Raw genomic sequence first — 15,513 nt, 5'->3', positions numbered from 1 at the left:
CGGGCCGTCCTCACGAGGGCGGCCCGACGCCTGTCTGCTCCCGGTCTGTCGTCCCCCGGCCCGTTTGTGCCGGCGCCATACGGCCCCTCGTTTGCGACGGGCCCACCGGTGGCGTTTACGCTGTCCGTGCTCAGACAAATGTTCACGGGGGAAGGCACGACATGGCGGAGAAAGCACGCCGGCGGCTGCGGTCGAGCACGGTCATTCTGGGAAGCATGGGCGCGCTCGCCGCTGCCCTGACGTCCTGCGGTTCCGAGCCCGACAAGCGCTGCGTCGACCGCAACAGCTACGACACGCTCAACGGCTATCGCATCGTCGACTCCAAGAAATGCTCGGCAAGCGGAAGTTCGTCCTCCGGAAGCAGCGGTTCCAGCAGCGGCGGATACGGAAAGAGCGGCCGCGGCAAGCAGTCCGTCGACGGCCAGTGGTACTACGCCCCGGACAACTCCGGCGGCAAATACGCCGACAACGGCACCTTCAGCAAGAGCACGGCCGTCAACCGCGGCGGCTTCGGCTGCTCGGGCTCGGGCGGCCGGCACGGCTCCTCCGGCGGCTGAGCGGGCGACGCACGGCATGGAACGCCACACCATCGACCCGCGCCCCGGCTGGCAGCAGACCGTCGAGGCGCAGGGCCTGATCTACCCGCTGACCCGATACCCGGACGACTCGCTGCGCCCGTACTGGGACGAGAGCGCGTACTACTCCTTCACCCTCCCCGAGGTCGAGGCCTTGGAGGAGGTCGTCGAGGAGCTGCACGGCATGTGCCTGGCCGCGGCCGCGCACATCGTCGACCAGGACCGCTTCGCCGACCTCGGCATCGAGGACCCGCGGCTGGCCAAGCTGATCGCCGAGTCCTGGCGCCGCCGCGAGGAACTCCCCTCCCTCTACGGGCGGTTCGACCTGCACTACGACGGCAGCGGTCCGGCCAAGATGCTGGAGTACAACGCCGATACTCCGACCTCGCTGGTCGAGGCCGCCAGCCCCCAGTGGTTCTGGATGGAGGAGCGCTTTCCCGGCGCCGACCAGTGGAACTCGCTCCACGAGCGGCTGGTGGCGGCCTGGAAGCGGCAGGCCCCGCTGCTGCCGCCCGGCGCACCGCTGCACTTCGCGCACTCGGCGGGCGACGAGCTGGGCGAGGATCTGATGACCGTCGCCTATCTGGAGGAGACGGCGCAGCAGGCGGGCCTGGAGACGGTCGCCATCTCGATGGAGGACATCGGCTGGGACCGGCTGTCGGGCCGCTTCGTCGACCAGCGGCTGCGCTTCATGCGGGCCTGTTTCAAGCTCTACCCGTGGGAGTGGCTGGCCACCGACGACTTCGGCCCGTACGTCCTGGACAGCCTCGACAACGGCGGCGGCACCGGCTCCACCCTCTGGATCGAGCCCGCCTGGAAGATGCTGCTCTCCAACAAGGCGCTGCTGGCGATCCTGTGGGAGCTGTATCCGGGGCATCCGAATCTGCTGCCCGCCTACCTCGACGGGCCGCGCGAGCTGGCGCACACCCGTGGTTACGTCGCCAAGCCGCTGCTCGGCCGGGAGGGTGCCGGTGTCACCCTGCACGAGCCGGGCGCCGAACCGGTGCTGCGCGGGCCCGACGACCCCTGCTGCTACCAGGAGCTGGCCCCCCTGCCGGACTTCGACGGCAACCGGGTCGTGCTCGGTGCCTGGGTCGTCGAGGACGAGGCGGCGGGGCTCGGCATCCGGGAGTCGGCGGGCCTGGTCACCGATGAGTACGCGCGGTTCTTGCCGCATGTGATCCGCTGAACCCGCCGAGGGATCCGCTCGGGCGCCCCTGCGGGGGGGGGACAGCAGCAAGCCTCGCCCGGTGCACCGGGCGGGGCTTGCGAGACCGGCCAGTGAGGATGGAGAGCCCTCGGTATTCGCGACTACGTGTTGTCGCTGTCCCCGCCACCGGGCTGCGGGTCGCGGGGTGCCTCCGGGGGCATGGGCCCGCCGTCGTGCTTGCCGCCGTCCGCCTCCATGTCGGCCGGGTGCCGGAAGGGGACTCCGCGCCACCCTTCAGCATCGGCCGTGCGCGTCTCGTACGTCTCAACGGCTGCGACGCTCATCTACCAACCTCCTCTTCCATGAGGGGCCATGCCGCCGTACCGTCGAGGCATGGCCCGTAGGGCCGCAGGGGATTCCCTGCGGTGCTCACCCGCCCCGGCCGCTCGACCTGTCCGGGTATTCCGCAGCCGGGGCGGGAGTCTTGATACCGGCTATCGCCGCACACACTTGGCACAGCCACACGCCGGGCCCTTCTTCAGGTCCAGCGTTCCGCCGGATAGCGCCCGCCAGTGCTCGGGCTGCCGGCGTCCCTCCGACGCTTTCCGTACGGCGACAAGCTAGGAATGCTGAAGAGTTGACCTCAACGAATTTGCGCGAACTTGCGCGCACTCACCCCAGAGAATCGATCGCTGCTGTGATCAGAGTCCGTGCCGGAGCCCCGTAGACGGCCAGTTCGGCGAGGCCCGCGAAGGTGTGGGCGTACATGCTGATTTCGTGCGGCTGCGTGATGGTGAGAAAGGCAGACACCAGCTCAACGCTGACTTGGGCTTCATCGAAGATCCAGAAGTCCTCCACCGGCCACAGCGCGGTACGGTCCGCGTGCAGCGGGATCACCCCGAGGCTGATGTGGGGCAGCGCAGCCAGAGACAACAGGTGCCCAAGCTGACCTGCCATCGTCGCAGCGCCGCCGATCCGGTGGCGAAGTGCGCTCTCCTCCAAGATCACAGCGAAGCGGCGCGGCCCTTCGTACAGGATGCGCTGCTTGTCCACGCGGACTCGGACAGCTTCCTCCAGGTCGTCGGGAAGCGCCCGCCGGTCACGAATCGCCCTGAGGAGTGCCTCAATGTACGCACGCGTCTGGAAGGGCCCCGGGATCAGCCACGACGAGTAGGCGCGGAAGTGCCGCGTTCGTTCCCACAATGGGAGAACCGACTCCTGTGCACGGCGGAGTCCGGAGCGTTCCATGCGCCGCCACTCGATATACGCACCATCGATATTGCGTGCGGTGGCGATCAGATCGGCCGTCTGTCCCTCCGCTCCACAGTGCAGCGCCCACACCCGCAGATCATCGTCAGACGGCCCGGTACGGCCGTTCTCAATGCGGCTGCACTTGCTCTCATGCCAGCGGGCCCGGGCGGCCAACTCCCGGGCTGTCAGCCCCGAATCCTTGCGAATCTCGCGCAGGCGCTTGCCAAGGGCCTCTCGGGCCTGCTGGATGCTGGACGACGACGTCACGATCGAGTCTTCCGAGTGCGTACTGTCAGACTGGCCGGTACTCCTCGTGGGGAGTCGCCCGTTCCCAGATCGCTTCAAACGCGGATACGCAGACGTGGACCACACCGGGGTCGGTCACCAGCTCTTCACCGGTCATCTCCCCGTCACCGTTGAAGTGATTGAACAGCACCGACGAACGGTCGAAGACCCAGCAGTCGTTGCCCGGCAACAGCAACGATGAGGCTTGCCGACGGGGGAGCCAGCGCACCGACTCTCCGGCCTTGACGTTGTGTCCACCGGTGAGCGCGTGCTCGTACCGGATGTAGGCGGATACGGGTTCCGAGACGACCCGCGCTCGGCGCACCTCCACGCCACGGGCCACCGAAGCCGAGACAAGATCGATCCACCACGGCCATCGCTTGGCGGGGTCGAAGTGGTTGCCGGCGATCCACTCCTGGTACGCCTCGTCCAGCGCGTATGCGTCCCTGGCCTCGAAGTGCCACGCGGTGTGCTGGGCCGACCGGAACAGCTCCTCAAACGTCGACTCCGCCGTCGTCACCGTTCACCTCCGGGAAGAACTGCATCATGCGCTTCGGGAACTCGAACACGGTCTCATGGCTGGGAACGTCCATCTGCGCCAGGCGCTCGGGGTCCGTGACCCGCCACCCTTGCAGGACATAGTTTCCGCTCTCATCGTCCAGGTACACAGTCGGGGAGCCGTTGTTCGGACTCTCGGGGTCCTTGCCCAGCCGGTGCAAAGCCATGGTGTCCTCCGTCGCCTCGGGTGACGATCAACATGTCCGAGCTTGTGCCTGAGCCGCCGCGGCGCGCCAGCGACTTGCACGAACTTCTAAGCATTGACCGATGCCAGCCCGGTCGCGCCCCTGCACACCCCAGAGCAGCTCCGCCGCCAAGGCCCCTGCTCCGAGGCGTGCGCTGACAGGTACCCGCCTCATCCGGACGTCTCCGCCGGAAGCCGGGGCCCTTCGCCTTCGGCATCGTCCGGGGCGTCGTGGCCGAGGGCGGTCAAGCGCCCGCCCCGGCTCTCGGCCACCCTGCGCACATCGGCAAGGGTTGCGGTTAATTCAACGGCCAGCAGGTGCAGTTCCCCGGGCGTCCACGCCCGTCCGGCAAGCATGCGGCGGGCTTCGTCGATGAGATCGTCGGCGGAGCTGAGCTGCTCCTCCTCGATCCGGTCGGCGATGCGGGAGACATATCCGGTCCCGTCGCCTGCCAGGAAGCACGGCTTCCCGTCCGGGCCGGTCCACGGCAGCAGCCGGACGAAGACCCTCGCTGTAGCGTTGGGCATGTCGTCAACTCCCTTGTAGTTGAGGGCCGCGCCCCCGGGCCGTCCACCACGGTCGCGGGGGTCCTCTTTGCCTGGAGTGAGGAGGGCCTTCCTCGCTCTGGGCAACCGCTCCGCTACGCCCAGCGGTACGGTGGCAGTGGAAGCGGCTTTTAAGAGCTTTAAACGCTCGCGCACATCGGGGAGTTGAGGGCTAGTGGGCACTCGGGAACCGATCCGGCACCTTGAACGGCTCTACCGGCAAACCGGCTGGACGCTGCGGCAGTTCGTCCAGGCCGTGAACCGCATCGGCACCGAGCGAGGAACCCCGCTCAAGTACCGCGAGCCGTCGGCCCATCAGTGGCGCCAAGGGCACCTGCCGAAGGAGCAGGCCAGACCGCTGATCGTGGAGGCCCTGGCGCGGAAGCTGGGACGTCCGGTCACGCATGCGGAGGCTGGATTCCCCGCACCGGTCAGTAGCTCGCACGCCACTCCGGGCACGGTTGAAGGGCTGATCGATCTCGGTAGGGGAGATATGGACCCCTCGCGCCGCGGCGTTCTCGGTATAGGGCTCTTTTCCGTTGCGCTGACCGTTCCCAACTGGCCGGACGTAGTCGGACGGATGGAAGCCGTTCAAACCGGCCGAACTCCGCGCATCGGTATGCCGGAAGTTGACACGGTCATCGCCATGACCGAACGGATCTCGGAACTCGACGACCAATGCGGTGGACGCCACGCCCGCCCCATGGCTGCGGCTTTCCTCGTCAATACCGTGGCCCCGTACCTGCGGGCTGAGGCGCCGGAATCGGTACGCAAGGCAATGCTGTCGGCAGCCTCCGACCTGTGCTATCTCACCGGATACATGGCTGTGGATGAGGGGGTGGAGGGGCTGGGGCAGAAGTATTACCTGAAGGCACTGGAACTGGCCGGCGCCGCTGAGGACCACCTCACGTATTGCACGACACTGCGGGGTATGAGTGTGCAGGCAGTTGACCTGGGGCACGGCCGTGAAGCCATGCGACTGGCCGATGCTGCTGCCGCTGCCTCTCCGCAGGCGGGCCCGCGTATGCTCGCCTTCCTTGCGGGCCAGCAGGCACACGCCGCTGCGCAAACAGGAGACCGCCACAAGGCACTGGCGCACCTCAACGAGGCCGAAATTTCCATGGAAAAGGCTGAGGCGCGAGCGAAAGCCTTCGGGTCCTATGACCCCTCATCTCTGCACTACCACATCAGCCATGTTCGCCATGAGCTGGGAGACCTTCCCGGAGCCGTTGCGGCGATGCGTGAATCGGACAGGTTGTGCTACGACATCTACCGCCGGTCCCGGGTGAAGGAACGGGCCACACTCGCCGAATTCCAACTTGAGGTGGGGCACCTGGAAGCGGCTTGTGCGACATGGAATGAAGCGCTGGACGAATATCCCCTGGTGCAAAGCGGGCGGGTCGACCGGCGCATGGGGAAGATGTTCAAGCTCATCCGCCCCCACCTCAAGAACCACGCCGCCCGGGAACTCCACGAACGTGCCCGGCTCGTCACCCCAGCCTCAATCCTGGCCTAGGAGGCCGGCACATGAGAGCAGCCCGCGTCCGGCCTCCGTCTCATCCCTCCAGCACGCCCCGCAGCTGGCCGAGCCCCCAGTCCAGGTCCTCCTTGCTGATGACCAGCGGGGGCGCGAGCCGGATCGTCGAGCCATGGGTGTCCTTGACCAGCACCCCGCGCGCCAGCAGCTGTTCGGAGATCTCCCGTCCCGTGCCGTGCGACGGGTTGATGTCCACACCGGCCCACAGTCCGCGGCCGCGCACCGCGTCCACCGCGCCGCCGCCCACCAGCAGCCCCAGCTCGCTGTGCAGATGTTCGCCCAGTTCCACGGCCTGCTGCTGGAATTCACCGGTCCGCAGCATCGCCATGACCTCCAGCGCCACCGCGCAGGCGAGCGGGTTCCCGCCGAACGTCGAGCCGTGCTCGCCGGGTGCGAAGACGCCCAGCACCTCGCGGGAGGAGACCACCGCCGACACCGGCACCACACCGCCGCCCAGCGCCTTGCCCAGCACGTACATGTCGGGCACCACGCCCTCGTGCTCACAGGCGAAGGTCCGGCCGGTGCGGCCCAGCCCCGACTGGATCTCATCGGCGATGAACAGCACGTTCCGGCTGCGGGTCAGCTCCCGTACGCCCGCCAGATAGCCCGGCGGCGGCACCAGCACGCCCGCCTCGCCCTGGATCGGCTCCAGCAGCACCGCGACCGTGTCGGCGTCGACGGCGGCCTCCAGCGCGGCCAGATCGCCGTACGGGACGATCTCGAAACCGGGGGTGTACGGGCCGAAGTCGGCGCGCGCCTCGGGGTCGGTGGAGAAGGAGACGATGGTGGTCGTCCGGCCGTGGAAGTTGTTGTCCGCGACGATGATCTTCGCCCGGCCGTCCGGGACGCCCTTGACCTTGTAGCCCCACTTACGGGCCGTCTTCACCGCGGTCTCGACCGCCTCGGCGCCGGTGTTCATCGGGAGCACCAGCTCCATCCCGCACAGCTCCGCCAGCTGGGTGCAGAAATCGGCGAACCGGTCGTGGTGGAAGGCGCGTGAGGTGAGCGTGACCCGCTCCAGCTGCGCCGTGGCCGCGTCGAGCAGCCGGCGGTTGCCGTGCCCGAAGTTCAGCGCGGAGTACCCGGCGAGCATGTCCAGGTAGCGGCGGCCCTCCACATCCGTCACCCAGGCACCCTCGGCGGTGGCCACGACGACGGGCAGCGGATGGTAGGTGTGCGCGCTGTGGGCTTCGGCGGCGGCGATGCCGCGTTCCGTGGACGTCACCGGTGGCTCCGTTCGGTAGGCCGTGCGGGCGCGGGCACTGCCGCGTCCCTCTCCATTGTTGCGCTCGCCCGGAGCGCCCGGCCTGCGAAGATCCGCCGGACAGGGCCCTGGGGGTGTCTTAGACTCTGCGTTGCGCACTGCGACTGGCGTACGGGGAAGCAACCTCGAGGAAGCGGTGCGCGGCAACCATCACGAGGTGCCGCCCCGCCTGGGCACCCCGGGACCACGACCGGCAACACCGATCGACCGCCCCGGAGGACGCCATGTCACAGCCCCATGTCTCACAGCCCCTTTCGCATCCCGCGCTGAGCGCCGCCGACCCCGAACTGGCCGCGCTGGTCGGCGCCGAGGAGCAGCTCCAGGCCGACACGCTGCGACTGATCCCCAGCGAGAACTACGTCTCCGCCGCCGTCCTGGAAGCCACCGGCACCGTCCTGCAGAACAAGTACAGCGAGGGGTACGCGGGCCGTCGCTACTACGAAGGCCAGCAGAACATCGACCGCGTCGAGACGCTGGCCGTCGAGCGGGCCAAGGCCGTCTTCGGCGTGGAACACGCCAACGTCCAGCCGTACTCCGGCTCGCCCGCCAACCTCGCCGCCTACCTGGCCTTCGCCGAGCCCGGCGACGCCGTGCTGGGCATGGCGCTGCCGATGGGCGGGCACCTCACGCACGGCTGGGGCGTCTCGGCGACCGGTACGTGGTTCCGCGGGGTGCAGTACGGCGTACGCCCGGAGAGCGCGCTGATCGACTTCGACGAGGTGCGCGACCTCGCCCGCAAGGAACGCCCGAAGATCATCTTCTGTGGCGGTACCGCCGTCCCCCGCACCATCGACTTCGCCGCCTTCGGCGAGATCGCCCGCGAGGTGGATGCCGTCCTCGTCGCCGATATCGCGCATATCGCCGGGCTGATCGCGGGCGGCGCCCACCCCTCGCCGGTGCCGCACGCGGACGTCATCTCGACCACCACCCACAAGACCCTGCGCGGCCCGCGCGGCGCGATGCTGATGTCCCGGGCGAGCCACGCCAAGGCCGTCGACAAGGCCGTCTTCCCCGGTCTGCAGGGCGGCCCGCACAACCACACCACCGCCGCCATCGCGGTGGCGCTGCGCGAGGCGGCCGCCCCGTCCTTCCGTGACTACGCGCATGCCGTCGTCGCCAACGCCAAGGCGCTCGCCGAGGCGCTGCTGGCCCGCGGCTACGACCTGGTCTCCGGCGGCACCGACAACCACCTGGTGCTGATCGACCTCACCTCGAAGGACGTCCCGGGCAAGGTCGCCGCGAAGGCGCTGGACCGGGCCGGCATCGTCGTCAACTACAACACCGTCCCCTTCGACCCGCGTAAGCCCTTCGACCCCTCCGGCATCCGCATCGGCACCCCGTCCCTCACTTCCCGCGGACTGGGCACGGAGCGGATGCCGCTGGTCGCCGAGTGGATCGACCGCAGCGTCCAGGCCGCGGCGAAGGGCGACGAGGAGGCGCTGGCGGTGATCCGTACGGAGGTGGCCGAGCTCATGGCGGCCTACCCGGCACCGGGACTGCCGACGGCCTGAGGCCCGCGGAGTACCGGGGCCCCATCCGCCCCGTCCGCACCTTCTGCCCCGTCCGCACCTTCCGCCCCGCCCGGCTCACCGTCCCGCCCGGCTCCCCGGCTCACCGGCTCCCCGGCCGTGATCAGCCGGTGAGCCGGTGAGCCGGACCGGCAGGACATGGGTGCTGTTGCCGATGAAGCTCTGGTGCGGCGGCAGCTCCGCGTCCGGGACGGCGAGGTCCAGCGCCGGATAGCGGGTGAAGAGCGCCTCCAGGGCGACGGTCGCCTCCAGCCGGGCCAGCGGCGCGCCCAGGCAGTAGTGCGGCCCGTGGCCGAACGAGAGATGCCGGGCGGCGGGCCGCCGGGTGACGTCGAACCGGTCCGCGTCGGGGCCGTACGCCTCCGGGTCCCGGCCGGCCGCGGAGTAGGAGGCCAGCATCGGGGTGCCACGCGGCACGACCGTGCCGCCGAGCTCCAGGTCCCGGACCGGGTAGCGGAAAGGGAAGTGGGCGACCGGGCTGTCGTGGCGCAGCGTCTCCTCGACCACGTCGTCCCACGTCGCCCGCCCGGCCCGGACCAGCTCCAGCTGCTCGCGGCCGGTGCACAGGGCCCGCACCGCGTTGGTGATCAGATTGAGCGTGGTCTCGTGTCCGGCGACGATCATCAGCAGCAGGGTGCCGACCAGCTCGCGTGCGCTCAGCCGGTCGCCGTCCTCCTCCTGGGCGGCGATCAGCGCGCTGGTCAGATCGTCCCCGGGGTCCGCCCGCCGGGCCTCGACGACCTGCCCGAGGACGGCGGTGATCTCACGGTTGGCCGCCTGCACCTCGTCCGCCGTGCCGGTCGTCCCCACGATCAGGTTCGACAGCTCGTGCAGCCGGTCGCGCAACGCGGCGTCCACGCCCAGCAGTTCGCAGATCACGCTCATCGGCAGCGGATAGGCGAAGTGCCGGCGCAGATCCACCGTGCCGTCGGCCGCGGCGGCGCCCGGCAGCCCGTCCAGCAGCCCGGCCGTCAGCTCCACCACCCGGGGCCGCAGGGCCGCCACCCGCCACGGGGTGAACACCTTGGTCACCAGTCCGCGCAGCCGCCGGTGGTCAGCGCCGTCGGCCGTGGTCATCCCGTCGACGGTGGCGAAGGTGGTCAGCGGCCAGCCGGGCGGCACGGTGCCGTCGTGCAGGGCCGCGAAATGGCAGGCGTTCTTGGCGACTTCGGGGTGCGCGAGAACCTCGCGCAGCACCGCATGGCGGGTGACGGCGACCGCCGGCACCTCCCCGGGCAGCAGGACGGGAACCACCGCCCCGGCCTCCCGCAGCAGCGCATCGGCCGCCGCCCGGCCGGCGCCGCCGGGGGCGAGCCGGTGCGGCGCCCCTTCGGAGGCGTGCGCGGGACAGAAGGTGCCGGGCGGGGGTGAGGGCGCGGGTACGGGTACGGGACGGCGGGCGCCGGCCGTCGGCTGCACGTCGGGCGCCGACTGCTCGCCAGTCGCCGGGCCGGTGATCGACTGCTCGTCGGTCATCGGCTGTCCGTCGCCGGTCATCGTCGGTCCGTCGCCGGTCTTCGGCTGTCCGTCGCCGGTCTTCGGCTGTCCGCCGTCGGCCATCGTCGGTCCGTCGTCGCTCTTCGGCCGTCCGTCGGTCATCGGCAGTCCTCACAGATCGGGCGGAAGATCCGGGGCGGTGCACGGGCCCATGAGCGCGGACCACGGTGCCGGGGCGGCGTACGGCGCTGCCACGAGGCGGTGCTGCCACGAGGCGGTGCTGCCACGCGGCCACGACAGGGCCACGATTCCAGCTCCCGGCCGCCCCGAACAGGCCGCCCCGAACAGGCCGCCCCGAACAGGCCGCCGCGGCGCGGACGGCAGCGGCCCGCCGGAGGGGCCGCCGCGCCACGGCCCGCCGGGCCCGTCGCCGCACACGCCACCACACGCAGTTGCCCCCTTGCCGACCTGAGACAATCAGTGGCATGGCTCTCGATCGCCCGCCCGTCGCCCACCACCACCCCCAGGGGAATGGCTCCGCCATGCAGCAACGTCCGCGTGTGCTCTCCGGCATTCAGCCCACCGCCGGCTCCTTCCACCTCGGCAATTACCTCGGTGCGGTACGCCAGTGGGTGGCGCTGCAGGAGTCTCACGACGCCTTCTACATGGTGGTCGACCTGCATGCGATCACCGTCCCGCAGGACCCGGCGGAACTGCGCAGCAACACCCGGATCGCGGCCGCCCAGCTGCTGGCCGCCGGTCTCGACCCGGAGCGCTGCACGCTCTTCGTCCAGAGCCATGTGCCCGAGCACGCCCAGCTCGGCTGGGTCATGAACTGCCTCACCGGCTTCGGCGAGGCGTCCCGGATGACCCAGTTCAAGGACAAGGCCGCCAAGCAGGGCGCCGACCGCACCTCCGTAGGCCTGTTCACGTACCCGATCCTGCAGATCGCCGACATCCTGCTCTACCAGGCCCACCAGGTCCCGGTCGGCGAGGATCAGCGCCAGCACATCGAGCTGACCCGCGACCTCGCCGAGCGCTTCAACAGCCGCTACGGCGACACCTTCACGATGCCCGCGCCGTACATCCTCAAGGAGACGGCGAAGATCTACGACCTTCAGGACCCGTCGGCCAAGATGAGCAAGTCGGCCGCCAGCCCCAAGGGCCTGATCAACCTCCTCGACGAGCCGAAGGTCTCCGCGAAGAAGGTCAAGAGCGCGGTCACGGACACCGACACGGTGATCCGCTACGACGCCGAGAACAAGCCCGGCGTCTCCAACCTCCTCACCATCTACTCCACCCTCACCGGCACCTCGATCCCGGAGCTGGAGCAGAAGTACGAGGGCAAGATGTACGGCGCTCTCAAGACCGACCTCGCCGAGGTGATGGTCGATTTCGTCACACCGTTCCGGGACCGTACGCAGGAATATCTGGACGACCCCGAGACGCTGGACGCGATCCTGGCCAAGGGTGCGGAGAAGGCCCGCGCGGTGGCCGCCGAGACCCTCGCCACCACCTATGACCGGCTCGGATTCCTGCCGGCCAAGCACTGACGCCATCCGTCCGCGCGGTGGGCCACGGCCGGCCGCGCGGACCCCGCCGAGCCAGGGGCCCCGCCCGTGGGCCCCTTGTCCGCTCGCAACAGGACCGAGGACGCTCCCCGCGAAGGGCGCGCACCCGGCACACTAAGAGGGTGCGCGAGCGCGCCGCACACACGTCAGGAGGGAGAACGCAGTGGGGACCGTAACGCTGGGCGTTTCGATCGCGGTCCCGGAGCCTTACGGCAGCTTCCTCCAGCGGAAGCGCGAGAGCTTCGGGGACCCTGCCGCACCCGGCATCCCCACGCATATCACCCTCCTCCCGCCGACGGAGGTACGGACCGAGGCGCTGCCCGCCATCGAGCGCCACCTCGCCGAGGTCGCGGCCGGCTGCCGCCCCTTCCCGCTCCGGCTGGAAGGCACCGGGACCTTCCGCCCGCTCTCCCCGGTCGTCTACGTGAAGGTCACCGACGGGGTGGCGGGCTGCACCGCCCTCCAGGCCCGGATCCGCGCCGCCTCCGGCCCCTGCGCCCGCGAGCTGCAGTTTCCGTACCACCCGCATGTGACCATCGCCCACGGCATCACCGAAGAGGCCATGGACCGCGCCCAGGCCGGGCTCCGGGACTTCACCGCGACCTGGACGATCGGTGGCTTCGCCCTCTACGAGCAGGGCGCGGACGCGGTGTGGCGGCTGGAGCGGGAGTACCCCTTCGGACCGCAGACGGCCGGCGTTCCCCGCCAGGCCGCCGATCTCTCCCGCCCACCGGCACCGTCCTGCTGACGGCCGCCGCCCGACCTCGGCGCGGCAGCCGCCCATGGGAGCCCTGCCGCCCCTGGTGCCTCTCGGGCCCCTGACGCGCATCGGGCCTCAGCCGCCCCTCGGCTCTGCCACCCTTCGCCGCTCTGCCGCCCTTCGCAGCTCTGCTGCCCGTCGCCGCTCTGCCGCCCCTCGGACCCCCGCCCGGGAGCCGCGCGGCACCGGCACCTTGCCCGGCCAATCCATTCCCGGCCCGCGATGGCCGTACGGCACGTATGAGTGCGCGCGATTCCGGGGTACCCGGACGCTAGTGTTCCGGATCAGCCGGAGCGCCGGCCGCCACATCCTGCCCGGCCCGGCGGTCGACAGGGCACGAGGGGAATGCCATGGACTGGTTGAGCAAACTCCCGGTGATCGGACCGGCCGTCAGTTGGCTGATGACCACACACCTCTGGCGCGCCTACGAACGCATGCTCCGGGTGCACTGGACCAGGCTCGCCGCCGCGATCACCTTCACCAGCTTCGTCGCGCTCTTCCCGCTGCTCACCGTCGCCGCCGCGATCGGCGCCGCGCTGCTCAGCGACGCCCGGCTGCACTCCCTGGAGAACAAGCTCGCCGAGCAGCTCCCCGGCCTCTCGGACCGGCTCGACATCGCCGGACTCGTCGCCCACGCGACCACCGTCGGCCTGGTCGCCGGTGCCGCGCTGCTGCTCACCGGCATCGGCTGGGTCGAATCGCTGCGCGACTGTCTGCGCGCCGTATGGGAGAAGCCCGACGAGGAGACCAACTTCTTCCTGGGCAAGCTCCGGGACGGTGCGCTGCTGCTCGGGGTGGGCGGCGTCGCCGTGCTCTCCCTGGCCTGTTCGACCTTCGCGTCCGCCGCGGTGGGCAAGGCGGCCGAGGCGATCGGTCTGCCGGAGGGCGGTATCGGCAGCGTCCTGCTCTCCGTCGCCGGTTTCGTCATCGCCGTCCTGGCGGACTTCCTGCTGCTCGCCTACATACTGACCAGGCTCCCCGGCGTCCATCCGCCGCGCCGTGCCGTCGTGGTCGCCGGCCTCCTCGGCGCCATCGGCTTCGAACTGCTGAAGCTGCTGCTCAGCAGCTATCTCCAGGGCGTCGCCTCACGCAGCATGTACGGCGCCTTCGGCACCCCGATCGCCCTGCTGCTGTGGATCAACTTCACCGCGAAGCTGCTGGTGTACTGCGCCTCGTGGACAGCCACGGACGGCGAGCGGCACGGGGAGGACGACGAACTCAAGGTGCCGGAGGGGCCGGAGGGGCCGGGGGGACCTGACGGGCCGAAGCGGCCGGAGCAACTGGAAGGGCCGGAGGGGCCGGACGGGCCGGAGAAGCGGGAAGGCCCGGAGAAGCGGGAAGGCCTGGAGAAGCGGGAAGGCCCGGAGCACCCCAGGGCGGCGGCCTAGACCCCGCCCCGGCCCATCTCCCCTCCGCCTCCGGTCACTTACCTCACTTACCGGACCGGCGCCCCCGCACCAGCTCCGGCAGCGGCCAGCGGCGGTGCACGGCGAACGCCCCGACGACGAGCAGTGCCATGGCCGCGGCGGTGAGGCCCACCGCCGTCCAGACGCCGCTCCTGCCGCTGGCGCTGTCCAGCGCGGCCTGGGTGCTCTGCTCCGCGCCGTCGCCCTTGCCCTTGGCGCCCTCGGTGCCGGTGCCGTCGTCCTCGCTCCTGGGGCCGACGAGCCGGCCGACCGGCTCCACCTTGTCGGCCGCCGCGAAGCCCCAGTCGAGCAGCTTGGCGGCCTCCTTGTAGGCCTCGTTGTGCTCCTTCTTCGCCGGGTTCATGACCGTGACCAGGAGCTTGCGGTCGCCGCGCTGGGCGACACCGGTGAAGGTCGACCCCGCATTGGTCGTCGAGCCGTTCTTCACCCCAGCGATGCCCGGATACGGCTTCATGTCGTAATCGCCGCTCAGCAGCCGGTTGGTATTCTGGATGCCGAACGTCGCCCGCTTGCCGTCCTTGCCCTTCTCACCGGGGAACTGCGCACTGGCCGTCGAGCAGTACTCGCGGAAGTCGGGGTTCTGCAGGCCCGACCGGGCGAACAGGCTCAGGTCGTACGCGCTGGAGACCTGGCCCGGCGCGTCATAGCCGTCCGGGGTCACGACGTGCGTGTCCTGGGCGTTGAGCTCCTTCGCGTGCCGCTGCATCTGCGCGACGGTGGCCTTGGTCCCGCCGTTCATCGCCGACAGCGTGTGCACCGCGTCGTTGCCGGACCGCAGGAAGACCCCCAGCCACAGGTCGCGGACCGAATAGCTCAGGTTCTCCTTTATCCCGACGAGGCTGCTGCCGTCGCCCATCCCCGCGAGGTCGGCGGGCTTGACCGTGTGTTTCTGGTCCTTGGGGAACTTCGGCAGCACCGTGTCGGCGAACAGCATCTTCAGCGTGCTGGCCGGTGCCAGTCGCCAGTGCGGGTTCTTGGCGGCCAGCACCTTGCCGGACTCGGCGTCGGACACGATCCACGAACGGGCCGTCAGCGTGTCCGGGCCCGGCAGCTTCGGCGCGCCGGGCTTCAGGGCCACCTGGACGCCGGGCGTCCCCAGCCGGTCCCCGCCGATCTGCGACATCTTCGCCGGCGGCTTGGGAGCCTTGGGCTCCTTGGGCTCCTTGGGGTCGGCGTGGGCGGTGCCGGCCAGGAGCGGGGTGGCCAGCAGTCCGGCGGAGGCCAGTGCGGCGACGGTGCGCAGGGGGAAGCCGTGACGTGCCGCACGCTCGGCACTGCCGGTCGTGGCCGAAGCATTCGGGGCGGTCGGGTCGGAGGAAGCCGTGGAAGCACAGAAGGTCGTCGGCACGTCGGTGAAGGTACCCGCCTTTTCCCGGGACCCCGACAGCACCCCACGGAAGAGTGCCCCTGCCGACCGCCGGATGGAGCCGCTGCCCATA

Annotated in this window: 15 protein-coding genes and 1 riboswitch; of the genes, 7 read left to right on the top strand and 8 right to left on the bottom strand. The window is 70.3% G+C overall.

The genetic code is table 11. The features are described from left to right. Positions 1 to 161: 161 nt before the first annotated feature. Positions 162 to 557 (top strand): hypothetical protein, encoded by a 396-nt coding sequence (locus SLV14N_RS14915; protein WP_208681329.1) that lies wholly within the window; start codon positions 162 to 164, stop codon positions 555 to 557. Between the two features lie 16 nt (positions 558 to 573). Beyond that, on the top strand, positions 574 to 1,764 hold the full coding sequence (locus SLV14N_RS14910) for a glutathionylspermidine synthase family protein (RefSeq protein ID WP_263269616.1): 1,191 nt from the start codon (positions 574 to 576) through the stop codon (positions 1,762 to 1,764). 122 nt (positions 1,765 to 1,886) lie between these two features. On the opposite strand, the gene SLV14N_RS14905 is transcribed toward SLV14N_RS14910, so the two are convergent. The 5 genes from SLV14N_RS14905 to SLV14N_RS14885 all read right to left on the bottom strand — a co-directional run bounded on the left by SLV14N_RS14905 (position 1,887) and on the right by SLV14N_RS14885 (position 4,531). Next, positions 1,887 to 2,069: a hypothetical protein gene (locus SLV14N_RS14905; protein WP_263269615.1), complete on the bottom strand. Its 183-nt coding sequence runs from the start codon at positions 2,067 to 2,069 to the stop codon at positions 1,887 to 1,889. A gap of 328 nt (positions 2,070 to 2,397) precedes the next feature. Further along, on the bottom strand, positions 2,398 to 3,243 hold the full coding sequence (locus tag SLV14N_RS14900; protein WP_208681326.1) for a helix-turn-helix transcriptional regulator: 846 nt from the start codon (positions 3,241 to 3,243) through the stop codon (positions 2,398 to 2,400). A gap of 25 nt (positions 3,244 to 3,268) precedes the next feature. Next, positions 3,269 to 3,781: a DUF6879 family protein gene (locus SLV14N_RS14895; RefSeq protein ID WP_208681325.1), complete on the bottom strand. Its 513-nt coding sequence runs from the start codon at positions 3,779 to 3,781 to the stop codon at positions 3,269 to 3,271. Then, positions 3,756 to 3,986 carry a hypothetical protein gene (locus tag SLV14N_RS14890; RefSeq protein WP_263269614.1) on the bottom strand — a complete coding sequence of 77 codons (231 nt, stop codon included), beginning with the start codon at positions 3,984 to 3,986 and terminating at the stop codon, positions 3,756 to 3,758. The genes SLV14N_RS14895 and SLV14N_RS14890 overlap by 26 nt, the downstream gene beginning before the upstream one ends. 188 nt (positions 3,987 to 4,174) lie before the next feature. After that, a complete protein-coding gene (locus tag SLV14N_RS14885) occupies positions 4,175 to 4,531 on the bottom strand; it encodes a hypothetical protein (protein ID WP_263269613.1) in 357 nt (118 codons plus the stop codon). A gap of 193 nt (positions 4,532 to 4,724) precedes the next feature. Between SLV14N_RS14885 and SLV14N_RS14880 the strand changes: the two genes are divergently transcribed. Then, positions 4,725 to 6,065: a tetratricopeptide repeat protein gene (locus SLV14N_RS14880; RefSeq protein WP_263269612.1), complete on the top strand. Its 1,341-nt coding sequence runs from the start codon at positions 4,725 to 4,727 to the stop codon at positions 6,063 to 6,065. A 40-nt stretch (positions 6,066 to 6,105) separates the two neighbouring features. Here the strand turns inward: SLV14N_RS14880 and rocD are convergent, their stop codons facing one another. After that, positions 6,106 to 7,311: an ornithine--oxo-acid transaminase gene (gene rocD, locus SLV14N_RS14875; RefSeq protein WP_208681321.1), complete on the bottom strand. Its 1,206-nt coding sequence runs from the start codon at positions 7,309 to 7,311 to the stop codon at positions 6,106 to 6,108. A gap of 129 nt (positions 7,312 to 7,440) precedes the next feature. Beyond that, positions 7,441 to 7,532: riboswitch (ZMP/ZTP riboswitch) on the top strand. Between the two features lie 42 nt (positions 7,533 to 7,574). Between rocD and glyA the strand changes: the two genes are divergently transcribed. Continuing rightward, positions 7,575 to 8,861, top strand: a complete 1,287-nt coding sequence (glyA, locus tag SLV14N_RS14870) for a serine hydroxymethyltransferase (protein ID WP_263269611.1) — start codon at positions 7,575 to 7,577, stop codon at positions 8,859 to 8,861. A 75-nt stretch (positions 8,862 to 8,936) separates the two neighbouring features. Here the strand turns inward: glyA and SLV14N_RS14865 are convergent, their stop codons facing one another. Next, positions 8,937 to 10,478, bottom strand: a complete 1,542-nt coding sequence (locus SLV14N_RS14865) for a cytochrome P450 (protein WP_263269610.1) — start codon at positions 10,476 to 10,478, stop codon at positions 8,937 to 8,939. Between the two features lie 380 nt (positions 10,479 to 10,858). On the opposite strand from SLV14N_RS14865, the gene trpS reads away from it, so the two are divergent. From trpS to SLV14N_RS14850, 3 genes are all read left to right on the top strand, one after another. Then, positions 10,859 to 11,869 carry a tryptophan--tRNA ligase gene (gene trpS, locus SLV14N_RS14860; protein ID WP_109892187.1) on the top strand — a complete coding sequence of 337 codons (1,011 nt, stop codon included), beginning with the start codon at positions 10,859 to 10,861 and terminating at the stop codon, positions 11,867 to 11,869. Positions 11,870 to 12,050: 181 nt separating this feature from the next. Then, positions 12,051 to 12,635, top strand: coding sequence for a 2'-5' RNA ligase family protein (locus tag SLV14N_RS14855; protein ID WP_208681319.1), 585 nt, complete (start codon positions 12,051 to 12,053; stop codon positions 12,633 to 12,635). A 362-nt stretch (positions 12,636 to 12,997) separates the two neighbouring features. Then, a complete protein-coding gene (locus SLV14N_RS14850; RefSeq protein WP_263269608.1) occupies positions 12,998 to 14,035 on the top strand; it encodes a YihY/virulence factor BrkB family protein in 1,038 nt (345 codons plus the stop codon). A 43-nt stretch (positions 14,036 to 14,078) separates the two neighbouring features. Here the strand turns inward: SLV14N_RS14850 and SLV14N_RS14845 are convergent, their stop codons facing one another. Beyond that, a complete protein-coding gene (locus SLV14N_RS14845; protein ID WP_263269606.1) occupies positions 14,079 to 15,512 on the bottom strand; it encodes a D-alanyl-D-alanine carboxypeptidase family protein in 1,434 nt (477 codons plus the stop codon). Position 15,513: the final 1 nt, after the last annotated feature.

The organism is Streptomyces sp. Je 1-4 4N24, from assembly GCF_026239515.1.
GTDB lineage: Bacteria > Actinomycetota > Actinomycetes > Streptomycetales > Streptomycetaceae > Streptomyces > Streptomyces nigrescens.
Note: the sequence above shows the minus strand (reverse complement) of the source record. Positions and strands in the feature narration are given on the sequence as shown.

Bases quoted from the DNA above. Each gene is read 5' to 3' on its own strand.
- SLV14N_RS14915 (WP_208681329.1), top strand. From the start codon at position 162: ATGGCGGAGAAAGCACGCCGGCGGCTGCGGTCGAGCACGGTCATTCTG.
- SLV14N_RS14910 (WP_263269616.1), top strand. From the start codon at position 574: ATGGAACGCCACACCATCGACCCGCGCCCCGGCTGGCAGCAGACCGTC.
- SLV14N_RS14905 (WP_263269615.1), bottom strand. From the start codon at position 2,069: ATGAGCGTCGCAGCCGTTGAGACGTACGAGACGCGCACGGCCGATGCT.
- SLV14N_RS14890 (WP_263269614.1), bottom strand. From the start codon at position 3,986: ATGGCTTTGCACCGGCTGGGCAAGGACCCCGAGAGTCCGAACAACGGC.
- SLV14N_RS14885 (WP_263269613.1), bottom strand. From the start codon at position 4,531: ATGCCCAACGCTACAGCGAGGGTCTTCGTCCGGCTGCTGCCGTGGACC.
- glyA (WP_263269611.1), top strand. From the start codon at position 7,575: ATGTCACAGCCCCATGTCTCACAGCCCCTTTCGCATCCCGCGCTGAGC.
- SLV14N_RS14865 (WP_263269610.1), bottom strand. From the start codon at position 10,478: ATGACCGACGGACGGCCGAAGAGCGACGACGGACCGACGATGGCCGAC.
- trpS (WP_109892187.1), top strand. From the start codon at position 10,859: ATGCAGCAACGTCCGCGTGTGCTCTCCGGCATTCAGCCCACCGCCGGC.
- SLV14N_RS14850 (WP_263269608.1), top strand. From the start codon at position 12,998: ATGGACTGGTTGAGCAAACTCCCGGTGATCGGACCGGCCGTCAGTTGG.
- SLV14N_RS14845 (WP_263269606.1), bottom strand. From the start codon at position 15,512: ATGGGCAGCGGCTCCATCCGGCGGTCGGCAGGGGCACTCTTCCGTGGG.